Origin of the sequence: Pseudomonas sp. SORT22 (assembly GCF_018417635.1) — a bacterium.
Lineage (GTDB): Bacteria > Pseudomonadota > Gammaproteobacteria > Pseudomonadales > Pseudomonadaceae > Aquipseudomonas.
This window is the reverse complement of sequence record NZ_CP071007.1, coordinates 992,501-1,007,212: the sequence shown is the minus strand read 5'-3', so window position 1 is coordinate 1,007,212 and position 14,712 is coordinate 992,501. Positions and strand designations below refer to the sequence as shown.

The 14,712-nt window shown below is 59.3% G+C and carries 9 protein-coding genes, 2 tRNA genes and 3 rRNA genes (1 of these 14 running past the window's edge); 1 reads left to right on the top strand and 13 read right to left on the bottom strand.

Translation table 11 applies throughout. The features are described from left to right. Nucleotides 1–2: 2 nt before the first annotated feature. From fkpB to murJ, 5 genes are all read right to left on the bottom strand, one after another. A complete protein-coding gene (fkpB, locus tag JYG36_RS04765; RefSeq protein WP_045200794.1) occupies nucleotides 3–440 on the bottom strand; it encodes an FKBP-type peptidyl-prolyl cis-trans isomerase in 438 nt (145 codons plus the stop codon). Continuing rightward, nucleotides 433–948: a signal peptidase II gene (lspA, locus tag JYG36_RS04760; protein ID WP_045200792.1), complete on the bottom strand. Its 516-nt coding sequence runs from the start codon at nucleotides 946–948 to the stop codon at nucleotides 433–435. The genes fkpB and lspA overlap by 8 nt, the downstream gene beginning before the upstream one ends. Then, nucleotides 941–3,772 (bottom strand): isoleucine--tRNA ligase, encoded by a 2,832-nt coding sequence (gene ileS / locus JYG36_RS04755; protein ID WP_093379387.1) that lies wholly within the window; start codon nucleotides 3,770–3,772, stop codon nucleotides 941–943. The genes lspA and ileS overlap by 8 nt, the downstream gene beginning before the upstream one ends. Further along, nucleotides 3,769–4,719, bottom strand: a complete 951-nt coding sequence (gene ribF / locus JYG36_RS04750; protein ID WP_045200788.1) for a bifunctional riboflavin kinase/FAD synthetase — start codon at nucleotides 4,717–4,719, stop codon at nucleotides 3,769–3,771. Before ribF ends, ileS begins: the two co-directional genes overlap by 4 nt. Nucleotides 4,720–4,837: 118 nt before the next feature. After that, on the bottom strand, nucleotides 4,838–6,376 hold the full coding sequence (gene murJ / locus JYG36_RS04745) for a murein biosynthesis integral membrane protein MurJ (RefSeq protein ID WP_213603220.1): 1,539 nt from the start codon (nucleotides 6,374–6,376) through the stop codon (nucleotides 4,838–4,840). A gap of 251 nt (nucleotides 6,377–6,627) precedes the next feature. Between murJ and rpsT the strand changes: the two genes are divergently transcribed. Then, nucleotides 6,628–6,906: a 30S ribosomal protein S20 gene (gene rpsT, locus JYG36_RS04740; protein ID WP_010220592.1), complete on the top strand. Its 279-nt coding sequence runs from the start codon at nucleotides 6,628–6,630 to the stop codon at nucleotides 6,904–6,906. A 140-nt stretch (nucleotides 6,907–7,046) separates the two neighbouring features. On the opposite strand, the gene JYG36_RS04735 is transcribed toward rpsT, so the two are convergent. The 8 genes from JYG36_RS04735 to JYG36_RS04700 form a co-directional block, all read right to left on the bottom strand. Beyond that, complete coding sequence (locus tag JYG36_RS04735) at nucleotides 7,047–9,347, bottom strand: PqiB family protein (protein ID WP_093379382.1); 2,301 nt, start codon at nucleotides 9,345–9,347, stop codon at nucleotides 7,047–7,049. Further along, the gene (locus JYG36_RS04730; protein WP_010220589.1) at nucleotides 9,340–9,963 is read right to left on the bottom strand and encodes a paraquat-inducible protein A; all 624 of its coding nucleotides are present in this window, start codon (nucleotides 9,961–9,963) and stop codon (nucleotides 9,340–9,342) included. Before JYG36_RS04730 ends, JYG36_RS04735 begins: the two co-directional genes overlap by 8 nt. Then, on the bottom strand, nucleotides 9,950–10,609 hold the full coding sequence (locus JYG36_RS04725) for a paraquat-inducible protein A (RefSeq protein WP_045200780.1): 660 nt from the start codon (nucleotides 10,607–10,609) through the stop codon (nucleotides 9,950–9,952). The genes JYG36_RS04730 and JYG36_RS04725 overlap by 14 nt, the downstream gene beginning before the upstream one ends. Before the next feature lie 185 nt (nucleotides 10,610–10,794). Beyond that, a 5S ribosomal RNA gene (gene rrf, locus JYG36_RS04720) occupies nucleotides 10,795–10,910 on the bottom strand. A 134-nt stretch (nucleotides 10,911–11,044) separates the two neighbouring features. After that, nucleotides 11,045–13,934 (bottom strand): 23S ribosomal RNA (locus JYG36_RS04715). A gap of 222 nt (nucleotides 13,935–14,156) precedes the next feature. Continuing rightward, nucleotides 14,157–14,232, bottom strand: a tRNA-Ala gene (locus JYG36_RS04710). A gap of 10 nt (nucleotides 14,233–14,242) precedes the next feature. Then, nucleotides 14,243–14,319 (bottom strand) — tRNA-Ile (locus JYG36_RS04705). An 85-nt stretch (nucleotides 14,320–14,404) separates the two neighbouring features. Then, nucleotides 14,405–14,712 (bottom strand): 16S ribosomal RNA (locus JYG36_RS04700) (it continues 1,229 nt past the right edge of the window). The 16S, 23S and 5S rRNA genes sit together here with 2 tRNA genes alongside, the layout of an rRNA operon.

Here is a 14,712-nt window from a genome sequence, read left to right as displayed (position 1 = left end):
GCTCACAGGGCCTTGACCGCGAGGATTTCCACCTCGAAGTTCAGGGTCTTGCCGGCCAGTGGATGGTTGAAGTCGATGGTCACCTGGGCATCATCGAAGGCTTTCACCACACCGGGCAATTCGGCGTTGGCGGCGTCGTTGAAGATCACCAGCAGGCCCTCGGACAACTCCATGTCCTGGAACTGCGAACGCGGCATGACCTGCACGTTCTGTGGGTTTGGCTGGCCGAAGGCGTTTTCCGGGTTGACGGTCACGGTGCGCTTGTCGCCGCTCTTGAAGCCGAACAGCGCCGCTTCGAAGCCCGGCAGCAGGTTGCCGTCGCCGACCTTGAACACCGCCGGCGCCTTGTCGAAGGTGCTGTCGACGGTGTCGCCGTTTTCCAGGTGCAGTGCGAAGTGCAGGGTCACTTCGGTGTTCTGGCCGATACGGGTCTCAGTCATGGACGGGTTCTCCGGACTTTTTGCTCTTGAACATATCCAGCGCCAGCATCACCGCACCCACGGTAATGGCGCTGTCGGCCAGGTTGAAGGCCGGGAAGTACCAGCGGTTCTGCCAGTGCACGAGGATGAAGTCGACTACGTGGCCGAGCACGATGCGGTCGTACAGGTTGCCCAGCGCACCACCCAGCACCAGTGCCAGGGCGACGGCCAGCCAGGTCTCGTTGCGCCCCAGGCGCTTGAGCCAGACCACCAGCACGGCACTGACCACTATGGCGATCAGGGCGAACAGCCAGCGCTGCCAGCCGGAGCTGTCAGCCAGGAAGCTGAAGGCGGCACCGGTGTTGTAGGCCAGGGTCCAGCTGAAGTAGTCGGGAATGACCACGATCTGCTGGTACAGGCTCAGCGCGCCCTCGAAGTAGAACTTGCTGGCCTGGTCGAGGACCAGGACCAGCACGCTCAGCCACAGCCAGCTGAGGCGCCCGAAGCGCCCCACACCAGGGTTAGGCATAGTGGCGCACCTCGCCTTTGCCGCCGATGTTGTCGGCGCAACGGGCGCAGATTTCCGGGTGCTCCGGGTTCGCGCCGACGTCCGCGCGGAAGTGCCAGCAACGACCGCACTTGGCGTGGCCGGACTTGACCACTTTCAGCTTCAGGCCCGGGACTTCGGTCTCGACCGCATCGGCTGGCGCCTGGGCGAATGGCGCAACGCTGGCCGCCGAGGTGATCAGCACGAAGCGCAGCTCGTCGCCCAGCTTGTTCAGGTCGGCGCTCAGGGCGTCGTCGGCGAACAGGGTGACTTCGGCTTGCAGGTTGCCACCGATGGCCTTGGCCGCACGCTGGTTTTCCAGTTCCTTGTTGACCGCGGTTTTGGCGGCCATGATGCGTTCCCAGTAGGCACGCCCCAGCTCGAAGCCTTCCGGCAGCTCGCTCAGGCCTTCATACCAGGTGTTGAGCATCACCGACTCGTTGCGCTCGCCCGGCAGGTACTGCCACAGCTCGTCGGCGGTAAACGCCAGGATCGGCGCGATCCAGCGCACCAGCGCTTCGCTGATGTGGTACAGCGCGGTCTGGCAGGAACGACGGGCAACACTGTTGGCGCCGGTGGTGTACTGACGGTCCTTGATGATGTCCAGGTAGAAGCCGCCCAGCTCCTGCACGCAGAAGTTGTGGATCTTCGAATAGACGTTCCAGAAGCGGTATTCGCCGTAGTGCTCTTCCAGCTCGCGCTGCAGCAGCAGGGTACGGTCGACCGCCCAGCGGTCCAGCGCCAGCATGTCTTCGGCCGGCAACAGGTCGCGGGCCGGGTCGAAGCCGGACAGGTTGGAGAGCAGGAAGCGCGCGGTGTTGCGGATACGCCGGTAGGCGTCGGCGCTGCGCTGCAGGATCTGCTCGGAAACCGCCATCTCGCCGGAGTAGTCGGTGGCCGAAACCCACAGGCGCAGGATATCGGCACCCAGGGTGTCGTTGACCTTCTGCGGCTCGATGGTGTTACCCAGCGACTTGGACATCTTGCGACCGTTCTCGTCGACGGTGAAGCCGTGCGTCAGCAGCTCGCGGTACGGTGCGTGGTTGTCGATGGCACAACCGGTCAGCAGCGAGGAATGGAACCAGCCGCGGTGCTGGTCGGAACCTTCCAGGTACAGGTCGGCGCGCGGGCCGGTTTCGTGGCCGATGCTGTGCGAGCCACGCAGCACGTGCCAGTGGGTGGTACCGGAGTCGAACCAGACGTCGAGGGTGTCGGCGATCTTGTCGTACTGGCCGGCCTCGTCACCGAGCAGTTCGGCGGCGTCGAGCTTGAACCAGGCTTCGATGCCTTCTTTCTCGACACGCTTGGCCACTTCTTCCATCAGCTCGACGGTGCGCGGGTGCAGCTCGCCGGACTGCTTGTCGAGGAAGAACGGGATCGGTACGCCCCAGTTGCGCTGACGCGAGATGCACCAGTCCGGACGGTTGGCGATCATCGAGTGCAGGCGCGCCTGGCCCCAGGCCGGGACGAACTTGGTCTCTTCGATGGCCTTGACCGCACGCTTGCGCAGGGTGTCGCCGTTGTCGGGCTGCTTGTCCATGCCGACGAACCATTGCGCGGTGGCGCGATAGATCAACGGGGTCTTGTGGCGCCAGCAGTGCATGTAGCTGTGGCTGATGGTTTCGGTGTGCATCAGCGCACCGACTTCCGAGAGTTTTTCGACGATGGCCGGGTTGGCCTTCCAGATGAACTGGCCGCCGAAGAATTCCAGCGACGGCACGTACACGCCGTTGCTCTGCACCGGGGTGAGGATGTCGTCGTTGACCATGCCGTAGCGTTTGCAGGTGACGAAGTCGTCTTCACCGTAGGCTGGCGCGGAGTGCACCACACCGGTACCGGCGCCCAGCTCGACGTAGTCGGCCAGGTATACCGGCGACAGGCGATCGTAGAACGGGTGACGGAAGTTGATCAGCTCAAGCGCCGAGCCTGGCGCGGTGGCGATCACCGAACCTTCCAGCGCATAACGCTTCAGGCACGACTCGACCAGCTCTTCGGCCAGCACCAGCAGCTTGTCGCCGGTATCGACCAGGGCGTACTTGAACTCCGGGTGGACGTTCAGCGCCTGGTTGGCCGGGATGGTCCACGGCGTGGTGGTCCAGATCACGATCGAGGCAGGCTTGGCCAGCGAAGCCAGGCCGAACGCGGCGGCCAGCTTGGCCTCATCGACCACCGGGAAGGCGACGTCGATGGTCTGCGATTTTTTATCGGCGTACTCGACCTCAGCTTCGGCCAGGGCCGAACCGCAATCGAAACACCAGTTGACCGGTTTCAGGCCCTTGAACACGAAGCCGTGCTTGACCATTTCGGCCAGCGCGCGGATTTCACCGGCTTCGTTGGCGAAGTTCATGGTCTTGTACGGGTTGTCCCAGTCGCCCAGCACACCCAGGCGGATGAACTCGGTCTTCTGCCCTTCGATCTGCTCGGCGGCGTAGGCGCGGCACAGCTCGCGGGTCTGGTCGGCGCTCAGGTGCTTGCCGTGGGTCACTTCGACCTTGTGCTCGATCGGCAGGCCATGGCAGTCCCAGCCCGGGACGTACGGGGCGTCGAAACCGGACAGGGTCTTGGAGCGGACAATCATGTCCTTGAGAATCTTGTTCAGCGCATGACCGATGTGGATCTTGCCGTTGGCGTAGGGCGGGCCGTCGTGCAGCACGAACTTCGGACGATCCTTGCCAATTTCGCGCAGCTTCTGGTACAGGCCAATGCTGTCCCAGCGCTGCAGGATCTGCGGTTCGCGCTGTGGCAGGCCGGCCTTCATCGGGAAGGCGGTGTCCGGAAGGTTTAGCGTGGCTTTATAGTCGGTCATTTCAGGCTCTTCGTTAGCGGTTGACCGTGCCAATGGGCACGTGCGGCGGCGATATCCGCATCGATCGCCGACTTCAGCGCCTCCAGGGAGGCGAATCGCTGCTCTTCACGCAGCTTGTGGTGGAATTCCACCGTCAGACGCCGGCCATAGAGATCGCCGGCAAAATCCAGAAGATGTACTTCCAGGTGGGCTTTGCCATCACCTGAAACAGTTGGCCGTACGCCGATGTTGGCGACGCCCGGCCAGTTCTTGCCATCGACCTCGACGCTGACCAGGTAAACCCCGGTAAGCGGTACCCGATGGCGCTTGAGCTGGATGTTGGCTGTCGGGGTACCCAGCTGGCGTGCCAGCTTCTGCCCGTGCAGCACGCGCCCGCGGATGCGGAACGGCCGCCCCAGCAAACGCTCGGCCAGGGCGAAATCGGCATTGGCCAGGGCATCGCGCACTTGCGTGCTGCTGACCCGCAGGCCATCGAGTTCGACGGTTTGCGCCGCTTCGACGGTAAAGCCCTGAAGGATACCGGCCTGCTCGAGGAAGTCGAAGTCGCCAACCCGGTCGCAGCCAAAGCGGAAATCGTCGCCCACTTCCAGGTGCTTCACGCCCAGGCCATCGACCAGGATGGTGTCGACGAACTCGGCGGCGCTGAGCTTGCTCAGGCGCTGGTTGAACGCCAGGCACAGCACCCGGTCGACACCGGCGGCGGCCAGCAGGGCGACCTTGTCGCGCAGGCGCGCCAGGCGTGCGGGCGCAGTGTCGGGGGCAAAGTATTCACGCGGCTGTGGCTCGAAAATCACCACGCAGCTGGGCACGCCCAACTCGTCCGCTCGCTCACGCAGGCGCGCCAGGATTGCCTGGTGGCCGCGGTGAACACCGTCGAAGTTGCCAATAGTGGCGACACAGCCCCGGTGCTGGGGGCGCAGGTTGTGGAGGCCTCGAACCAGCTGCATAACGCGCTTCTTGCTCATAAAGTGGTCGATTATAACCACACCCGGGCGCTGACGACAGGCAGCAGCGTCACCCCGTGGCGTGGAATGTGTAAAACCGACGTCTGACCGCCGTTACGCCTTAATGCAACGCCTTGCGGGCGAAGTCACGCGGGCGGAATCCGAACAGCAGCAGACAGCCGAAATAGGTCACGACTCCGGCCAGGATCAGCGCGCCAAGGCGCAGAAAGCGCTCAAGCATCTGCCCTTCGGCCCAGGCCGGCATGTAGTGCATGCCCACCAGCAACACCGCCGACATCAGCAGCACTGCCACCACCAGCTTGGCGAGGAACTTGGCCCAGCCCGGTTGTGGCTGGAACAACTGCTGCTGGCGTAGCTTCCAGTACAGCAGGCCGGCGTTCAGGCAGGCGCCGAGGCTGATGGCCAGGGCCAGGCCGGCGTGCTGCAGGTGGCTGATGAAGGCCAGGTTGAACAGCTGGGTGCAGACCAGGGTGAAGATGGCGATCTTCACTGGAGTACGAATGTTCTGCTGGGCGTAGAAGCCAGGGGCCAGGACCTTGACCAGGATAATCGCCAGCAGCCCGAGGGAATAGGCAATCAGCGCACGCTGGGTCATGGCCGCATCGAAGGCGCTGAATTTACCGTATTGGAACAACGCCACGGTCAGCGGCTCGGCCAGGATCGCCATGGCCAGGGTGCACGGCAGCACCAGCAAAAAGCACAGGCGCAGGCCCCAGTCGAGGATCCGCGAGTATTCGTGCCGGTCGCGGTTGGCGTAGGTCTTGGCCAGGGTGGGCAGCAGGATAGTACCCAGGGCTACACCCAGCACTCCGGAAGGCAGCTCCATCAGGCGGTCGGCGTAGTACATCCACGACACCGAACCTGCGACCAGGAACGAGGCGAAGATGGTGTTGATGATCAGCGAGATCTGGCTTACCGAAACCCCGAGGATCGCCGGCAGCATCTGCTTGAGCACTCGCCATACACCGCTGTCGCGCAGGTTCAGGCGCGGCAGCACGAGCATGCCGATCTTCTTCAGGTGCGGCAGCTGGTACACAAGCTGCGCCAGGCCTCCAGCCAGCACGCCCCAGGCCAGGGCCATGATCGGCGGGTCGAAATATGGCGTGAGGAACAGGGTAAAGCCGATCATCGCCACGTTGAGCAGGGTCGGCACGAAGGCCGGCACCGAAAAGCGGTTCCAGGTATTGAGGATGGCGCCGGCCAGCGATGACAGCGAGATCAGCAATATATAAGGAAAGGTCACCCGCAGCAGGTCGGTGGTCAGCTGGTATTTTTCTGTGCTGTCGACAAAGCCTGGGGCGGTGACCCACACCACCCAGGGCGCGGCGAGGATACCCAGGGCGGTGACCAGGGCCAGCACCAGGGTCAGCAGGCCACTGACATAGGCGATGAAGGTGCGGGTCGCCTCCTCGCCTTGCTGGGTCTTGTATTCGGCCAGAATCGGCACGAACGCCTGGGAAAACGCGCCTTCGGCAAAGATGCGCCGCAGCAGGTTGGGCAGCTTGAAGGCAATGAAGAAGGCGTCTGTGGCCACGCCGGCACCGAATACCCGCGCCAGGATGGTGTCGCGGACAAAGCCCAGCACCCGCGAGATCATGGTGATGGAGCTGACCGCGGCCAGGGATTTAAGAAGATTCATCGAAAGTTTTTCACGCCTGAGGATAAAGGGCTGTGCCGCAACGCGCCCAGTTGTGCGATACTCCGCGCCGCAACGCAAGCAGAGCAAAAGCTCCCGAGTTTACAGGTCGTACCGCAGAAGGGAATCACTCCCTTGTACAGAACGACCACTCAGCGGAACCATGCAAGTGCCCTTGACAACCGATCAACTCATCGGCATGATTCGCGGCCTATTTTGTTTGCTATTTACCAAGTCTTTCGAGGAGCTCGACGGTGGCCAACTCACCTTCCGCCAAAAAACGTGCAAAACAGGCTGAGAAGCGTCGCAGCCACAACGCCAGCCTGCGTTCCATGGTTCGTACCTACATCAAGAATGTAGTTAAAGCCATCGACGCAAAAGACGCCGAAAAAGCGCAAGCTGCTTACACTCTGGCTGTTCCAGTTATCGACCGTATGGCCGATAAAGGTATCATCCACAAGAACAAGGCTGCTCGCCATAAAGGCCGTCTGAATGGCCACATCAAGGCGCTGAAAGAAGCTGCAGCTGCCTAAGCGACATGCTTGTTGAAAAACCGACCCTAGGGTCGGTTTTTTATTGCCTGTGATTTGTGTTGCGGGCAGAAAAGCATCGCAGGCCAATCCCGCTCCTACAGGTTTGTGTAGGAGCGGGTTTGACCCGCGATGGCTAGCGACTACTTACCAATCTGAATCTTCGGTGCCCACTGCAGCCATTCATCCTCGGCCTTGTCGAACAGGGCGAAGGTCTGCTGCGGCCGCGCCGGATTGCCCATCTTCTCGCCGTCTGGCGTGGCGAAGGCGATGCCGCCCTCTATCAGGGTCTCCAGCGACTCGGTACGCACCGTCGCGCCCTTGAACAGGCCGATATCGAAGCCGAAGCCGCTGCTGTTCCAGAAACGGCTACCGCCACGCACCAGCGCTGCATACCTGGGCTCGATCAGGATATGGATCAGTACCCGGTCGGCGGTCTGGCCCAATTCGAATCCGGTGACCTTGCCGACCGGAATCTCGCGGTAGGTAACCGGTACGCCCGGCTTGATCGAACCCCGCCGCGCAGCACTGAGCACCAGCGACAGGCCAGCTTCGCGCTCAGAGAAGTCCGGCGCCTGAGGCAAGGCATTGAAGTTGAGCTGCGGCCCGGTGCTTCTGACTGCCGGCTGCACTTCCAGGTACTGGCCGGTGACCAGGGTTTCCAGGTTGGCGGTCTTGACGATGCCCAGGGCCGGCTTGACCACCCAGAACTGCGTACCTTCGCGGGCAATGCGCTCCGGCACTTCGGTAATCCGCGCCTTGAGTAGCACCGCCTGCAAATCATTGGTCAGGTCGACCTGTTCGATTTTGCCGACATCCAGACCCTTGAAGCGAACAGGCGTGCCAACCTTGAGGCCGTCTGCGCGATCGACGCGGATGGTCACCGTGGTACCGCTGCGGTTGGCCGCTTCCTGGCTTTCATTGAGGCGGAAGAACGGAATGCGGCGCTTGAGCTTCACATTCGGGATAGGTGTGTCGAAAGCGATACCGCCAGCCATCAGGCTCTGCAGCGATTCACTCTTGATCTGGATGCCCGACAGGCCGCCACTCAGGGTAATGCCGCTAGCATTCCAGAAGCGCGTCGAACCGTTGACCAGGCCGGCGTACTCTTTCTCGATGTGCACACCGATCAGCAGGCGCTTGCTCTTCTTCGAGAACTGGTAGCTCTGCACCGTACCGACCTTGACCTGGCGGTAGAGGATCGGGCTGCCGACTTCCAGCGAGCCAAGGTTGTCGCTGTACAGCACCAGGTGCAGGCCGGGCGCCTTGAGGTCCAGTGGCGGTGCCTTGGCTCGCGCCTCGAACTCGCGCTGCGGCGTCGCGCCCTTGTCGCCCGGGCGGATGGCAATGTAGTTACCCTTGACCAGCGCCTCAAGGCCGGTAATACCGGCGAGGGAGATCGATGGCTTGACCACCCAGAACTGCGTACCGTCGACCAGGTAGTCTTCGGCCAGCGGATCGAGGGTCAGCTCGGCCATGGCACTGGCCAGGTCGGGATCAACCTTGAGGGTCTTCAGCGAGCCGACCTGGATGCCTTTGTACATCACCGGGGTACGCCCGGCCTGCAGGCCCTCGAAGTCGCTCAGCTTGACCTTGACGCGAATCCCGGCCTGGGCCGCATCAAAGTCTTCGTACAAGCGAAACGGCAGGTTCGGATCAGTGGGCGGGCTGTCCTTGCGGTGCTCGGGGGTGGCGAAGGCAATACCGCCGGCGACGATGCTGGCCAGCGACTCGCTGCGTACCTTCACCCCGGAGAGGTTGGCGTCGATGCTGATGCCGCTGGCATTCCAGAAGCGCGTATGTTTGCGCACCAGGTCGGCGTAGGCCGGCTCGATGAACACCTTGATCTCGACCGTGCCCTGGTCTTCGGCGAGGCGATAGCTCTTCACCCGGCCAACCTGGATCTGCTTGTAGAACACCGGGCTGTCGCGGTTGAGCGAACCCAGGCGGTCGGCCTTGAGGGTCAGGTGCAGGCCCGGCTCGCTGTCGGACAACGGCGGCGCTTCATCCAGTGCCTTGAAGCGCTTGGTCGGCTCGCCCTGCCCCGGGCTGACGGCAATGTAGTTGCCCGATACCAGGGTTTCCAGGCCGGTGATCCCGGCCAGGCTAACGCTCGGTTTGACCAGCCAGAAGCGCGTACCGGTGTTCAGGTGCGGCTCGGCCTCCTTGTTCATTTCGATGGTGGCGATGACCCCGGTATTGCTGCCCTTGGCATCCAGCACCAGCTCTTTCACCTTACCGACCGACATGCCCTTGAAGACCACTTCGGTCTTGTTGGCGACGATACCTTCACCGCTCTCAAAGCGGACCTGGATGTTCACACCTGACTCGCGATAGGCCTGCCAGCCAAGCCAGCCACCAATCACCAGGGCGATCAGGGGCAATATCCATATGGCCGACCAGTTCGAAGCTGGGCGGGTTTTAGCCGTAGGCAAATCACTCATGGTCGTCATCCGACTCCGTGTTATCCCAAATCAGTCGGGGATCGAAGGTTACTGCAGCGAGCATCGTCAGAATCACCACACTGGCGAAGGCGACGGCGCCCAGATTGGCTTCGACACTGGCGATCCTGCCGAAATTCACCACCGCCACCAGAATGGCGATCACGAAAATATCCAGCATCGACCAGCGTCCGATGAATTCGATGAAGCGGTACATCAGGATCCGTTGCCGGGCCGACAACGGTTGGTGGCGCTGCACCGAATAGAGCAGCAGGGCAATGCCGACCAGCTTGAAAGTCGGCACCAGAATACTGGCGATGAACACTACCGCGGCGATCGGCAGCATGCCGTGCTTCATCAGGGTGATGACGCCGGACATTATTGTGTCCGGGCTACCCTGCCCCAGAGCGCTGACGGTCATGATCGGCAACACGTTGGCCGGGATGTACAAGATTGCCGAGGTAATCAGCAACGCCCAGGTTCGCACCAGGCTGTTTGGCCGCCGGGCGTGCACCACCGCACCACAGCGGGTGCAGGTTTGCGCGTCACTGTCCGGCTCCTGGCGATTCAGTTCATGGCATTCGCCACAAACCAGAATCCCGGCATCAATCGCACGCATGCAGGTCTTCCCCCGATAAAGCACTCCATATCTGGTGGGGCGACATCACCACCTCCAGCCACACCTGCACCAACAACAAACTGATAAAGCAGGCCAGGCCCAGGCCGAGGCTGAGCTCAGCCAGGTCGACCAGCTTGACCATCGCCACCAGCACGCCCATGAAATAGACCTCGAGCATGCCCCAATCGCGTAGATGGTGATAAATCCGATAAAGCAATAAACCGTAACTGCGACCAACGTTCAGGCGAATGCTCAATAGCACTGCCAGCTGGCACAACAGTTTGAGCAACGGAATCGCCATGCTGCAGAGAAACACCACCACCGCTACGCCGCGCATACCGGTGTTGTACAGCCCGACCACGCCGCTCCAGACCGTATCGTTGGAGGTTTGCCCCAGCAGGTGCAGTTGCATGATCGGCAGGAAGTTGGCCGGTACGTAAAGCAGCAAGGCGGCCAGCACCAGGGCCAGGCTGCGCTGGACCACATTGTGTCGATGGGCGTAGAGCTCGTAGCCACAGCGCGGGCAGTGGGCCTTTTCGTCTTGCTTGAGCACAGGCTTGCGCATCAGCAGGTCGCATTCGTGACAGGCCACCAGGTCTTCCAGGGGCAGGTCGGCGAGCTGATGGGGGTCGGCAGGTTCTGACATAGTGAACTTCTGAGTCAACGCGAGGGCGCTATTCTAACCGATGTAGAAGCGGGCTTGCCCCGCGATACCCTTCTGTCAGCCACATCGCATCGCGGGGCAAGTCGAGGCGTCGCACCGCCGCTCCCACAGACGCCAGAAAGACAAAACCCCTACCTGCATGCGCAGATAGGGGTTTCGGAATTTAATCTTGACGATGACCTACTCTCACATGGGGAAACCCCACACTACCATCGGCGATGCATCGTTTCACTGCTGAGTTCGGGATGGGATCAGGTGGTTCCAATGCTCTATGGTCGTCAAGAAATTCTGTTGCCAGAAGGTCTTGTTAGACACTCCAGCGAATCGGGTATGTGATGTTTGTGAGTTACAAATCTTCGGCTGTGCAGTCTTCACAACACCGCAATCTGGCTTTCGCTCAAATTGCTTGGGTGTTATATGGTCAAGCCTCACGGGCAATTAGTATTGGTTAGCTCAACGCCTCACAGCGCTTACACACCCAACCTATCAACGTCGTAGTCTTCGACGGCCCTTCAGGGAGCTCAAGGCTCCAGTGAGATCTCATCTTGAGGCAAGTTTCCCGCTTAGATGCTTTCAGCGGTTATCTCTTCCGAACATAGCTACCCGGCAATGCCACTGGCGTGACAACCGGAACACCAGAGGTTCGTCCACTCCGGTCCTCTCGTACTAGGAGCAGCCCCTCTCAAATCTCAAACGTCCACGGCAGATAGGGACCGAACTGTCTCACGACGTTCTAAACCCAGCTCGCGTACCACTTTAAATGGCGAACAGCCATACCCTTGGGACCGGCTTCAGCCCCAGGATGTGATGAGCCGACATCGAGGTGCCAAACACCGCCGTCGATATGAACTCTTGGGCGGTATCAGCCTGTTATCCCCGGAGTACCTTTTATCCGTTGAGCGATGGCCCTTCCATACAGAACCACCGGATCACTAAGACCTACTTTCGTACCTGCTCGACGTGTCTGTCTCGCAGTCAAGCGCGCTTTTGCCTTTATACTCTACGACCGATTTCCGACCGGTCTGAGCGCACCTTCGTACTCCTCCGTTACTCTTTAGGAGGAGACCGCCCCAGTCAAACTACCCACCATACACTGTCCTCGATCCGGATAACGGACCTGAGTTAGAACCTCAAAGTTGCCAGGGTGGTATTTCAAGGATGGCTCCACGCGAACTGGCGTCCACGCTTCAAAGCCTCCCACCTATCCTACACAAGCAAATTCAAAGTCCAGTGCAAAGCTATAGTAAAGGTTCACGGGGTCTTTCCGTCTAGCCGCGGATACACTGCATCTTCACAGCGATTTCAATTTCACTGAGTCTCGGGTGGAGACAGCGCCGCCATCGTTACGCCATTCGTGCAGGTCGGAACTTACCCGACAAGGAATTTCGCTACCTTAGGACCGTTATAGTTACGGCCGCCGTTTACCGGGGCTTCGATCAAGAGCTTCGCGTTAGCTAACCCCATCAATTAACCTTCCGGCACCGGGCAGGCGTCACACCCTATACGTCCACTTTCGTGTTTGCAGAGTGCTGTGTTTTTAATAAACAGTCGCAGCGGCCTGGTATCTTCGACCGGCATGGGCTTACGGAGCAAGTCCTTCACCCTCACCGGCGCACCTTCTCCCGAAGTTACGGTGCCATTTTGCCTAGTTCCTTCACCCGAGTTCTCTCAAGCGCCTTGGTATTCTCTACCCAACCACCTGTGTCGGTTTGGGGTACGGTTCCTGGTTATCTGAAGCTTAGAAGCTTTTCTTGGAAGCATGGCATCAACCACTTCGTCGCCTAATGGCAACTCGTCATCAGCTCTCGGCCTTAAGATCCCGGATTTACCTAAGATCTCAGCCTACCACCTTAAACTTGGACAACCAACGCCAAGCTGGCCTAGCCTTCTCCGTCCCTCCATCGCAATAACCAGAAGTACAGGAATATTAACCTGTTTTCCATCGACTACGCTTTTCAGCCTCGCCTTAGGGACCGACTAACCCTGCGTCGATTAACGTTGCGCAGGAAACCTTGGTCTTTCGGCGTGGGAGTTTTTCACTCCCATTGTCGTTACTCATGTCAGCATTCGCACTTCTGATACCTCCAGCAAGCTTCTCAACTCACCTTCACAGGCTTACAGAACGCTCCTCTACCGCATCACCTAAGTGATACCCGTAGCTTCGGTGTATGGTTTGAGCCCCGTTACATCTTCCGCGCAGGCCGACTCGACTAGTGAGCTATTACGCTTTCTTTAAAGGGTGGCTGCTTCTAAGCCAACCTCCTAGCTGTCTAAGCCTTCCCACATCGTTTCCCACTTAACCATAACTTTGGGACCTTAGCTGACGGTCTGGGTTGTTTCCCTTTTCACGACGGACGTTAGCACCCGCCGTGTGTCTCCCATGCTCGGCACTTGTAGGTATTCGGAGTTTGCATCGGTTTGGTAAGTCGGGATGACCCCCTAGCCGAAACAGTGCTCTACCCCCTACAGTGATACATGAGGCGCTACCTAAATAGCTTTCGAGGAGAACCAGCTATCTCCGAGCTTGATTAGCCTTTCACTCCGATCCACAGGTCATCCGCTAACTTTTCAACGGTAGTCGGTTCGGTCCTCCAGTCAGTGTTACCTAACCTTCAACCTGCCCATGGATAGATCGCCCGGTTTCGGGTCTATACCCAGCGACTAAACGCCCTATTAAGACTCGCTTTCGCTACGCCTCCCCTATTCGGTTAAGCTCGCCACTGAATATAAGTCGCTGACCCATTATACAAAAGGTACGCAGTCACCTAACAAGTAGGCTCCCACTGCTTGTACGCATACGGTTTCAGGATCTATTTCACTCCCCTCTCCGGGGTTCTTTTCGCCTTTCCCTCACGGTACTGGTTCACTATCGGTCAGTCAGTAGTATTTAGCCTTGGAGGATGGTCCCCCCATATTCAGACAAAGTTTCTCGTGCTCCGTCCTACTCGATTTCATGACTAAGAGATTTTCGCGTACAGGGCTATCACCCACTATGGCCGCACTTTCCAGAGCGTTCCGCTAATCTCAAAGCCACTTAAGGGCTAGTCCCCGTTCGCTCGCCACTACTAAGGGAATCTCGGTTGATTTCTTTTCCTCAGGGTACTTAGATGTTTCAGTTCCCCTGGTTCGCCTCTTGCACCTATGTATTCAGTACAAGATACTCAGCTTATGCTGAGTGGGTTCCCCCATTCAGAGATCTCCGGATCAAAGTCTGTTTGCCGACTCCCCGAAGCTTATCGCAGGCTACCACGTCTTTCATCGCCTCTGACTGCCAAGGCATCCACCGTATGCGCTTCTTCACTTGACCATATAACCCCAAGCAATCTGGTTATACTGTGAAGACAACATTCGCCGAAAACTTGTAATTACTCACAAATTTTACCTTAGCCTGAACACACACCAGTGAAAGTGCTGTCCAGTCTATCTTTCTATCACATACCCAAATTTTTAAAGAACGATTCTGAAAAAGTTCAGAAATCAATATTCGAGGCGAATATTCATTTCTAAGCTTTGACACGGTAGCAAGGGGTGGTGGAGCCAAGCGGGATCGAACCGCTGACCTCCTGCGTGCAAGGCAGGCGCTCTCCCAGCTGAGCTATGGCCCCAACAAGAAACTGGTGGGTCTGGGCAGATTCGAACTGCCGACCTCACCCTTATCAGGGGTGCGCTCTAACCAACTGAGCTACAGACCCAGTTAAGAGCTGTTACCGATATCGTCTTCTTCAATGAATCAAGCAATTCGTGTGGGAGCTCATAAGACAGCTGATGTCTGTCGATTAAGGAGGTGATCCAGCCGCAGGTTCCCCTACGGCTACCTTGTTACGACTTCACCCCAGTCATGAATCACACCGTGGTAACCGTCCTCCCGAAGGTTAGACTAGCTACTTCTGGTGCAACCCACTCCCATGGTGTGACGGGCGGTGTGTACAAGGCCCGGGAACGTATTCACCGCGACATTCTGATTCGCGATTACTAGCGATTCCGACTTCACGCAGTCGAGTTGCAGACTGCGATCCGGACTACGATCGGTTTTGTGAGATTAGCTCCACCTCGCGGCTTGGCAACCCTCTGTACCGACCATTGTA

Coding starts and splice junctions, on each gene's coding strand:
- fkpB (WP_045200794.1), bottom strand. CDS start 440: ATGACTGAGACCCGTATCGGCCAGAACACCGAAGTGACCCTGCACTTC.
- lspA (WP_045200792.1), bottom strand. CDS start 948: ATGCCTAACCCTGGTGTGGGGCGCTTCGGGCGCCTCAGCTGGCTGTGG.
- ileS (WP_093379387.1), bottom strand. CDS start 3,772: ATGACCGACTATAAAGCCACGCTAAACCTTCCGGACACCGCCTTCCCG.
- ribF (WP_045200788.1), bottom strand. CDS start 4,719: ATGCAGCTGGTTCGAGGCCTCCACAACCTGCGCCCCCAGCACCGGGGC.
- murJ (WP_213603220.1), bottom strand. CDS start 6,376: ATGAATCTTCTTAAATCCCTGGCCGCGGTCAGCTCCATCACCATGATC.
- JYG36_RS04735 (WP_093379382.1), bottom strand. CDS start 9,347: ATGAGTGATTTGCCTACGGCTAAAACCCGCCCAGCTTCGAACTGGTCG.
- JYG36_RS04730 (WP_010220589.1), bottom strand. CDS start 9,963: ATGCGTGCGATTGATGCCGGGATTCTGGTTTGTGGCGAATGCCATGAA.
- JYG36_RS04725 (WP_045200780.1), bottom strand. CDS start 10,609: ATGTCAGAACCTGCCGACCCCCATCAGCTCGCCGACCTGCCCCTGGAA.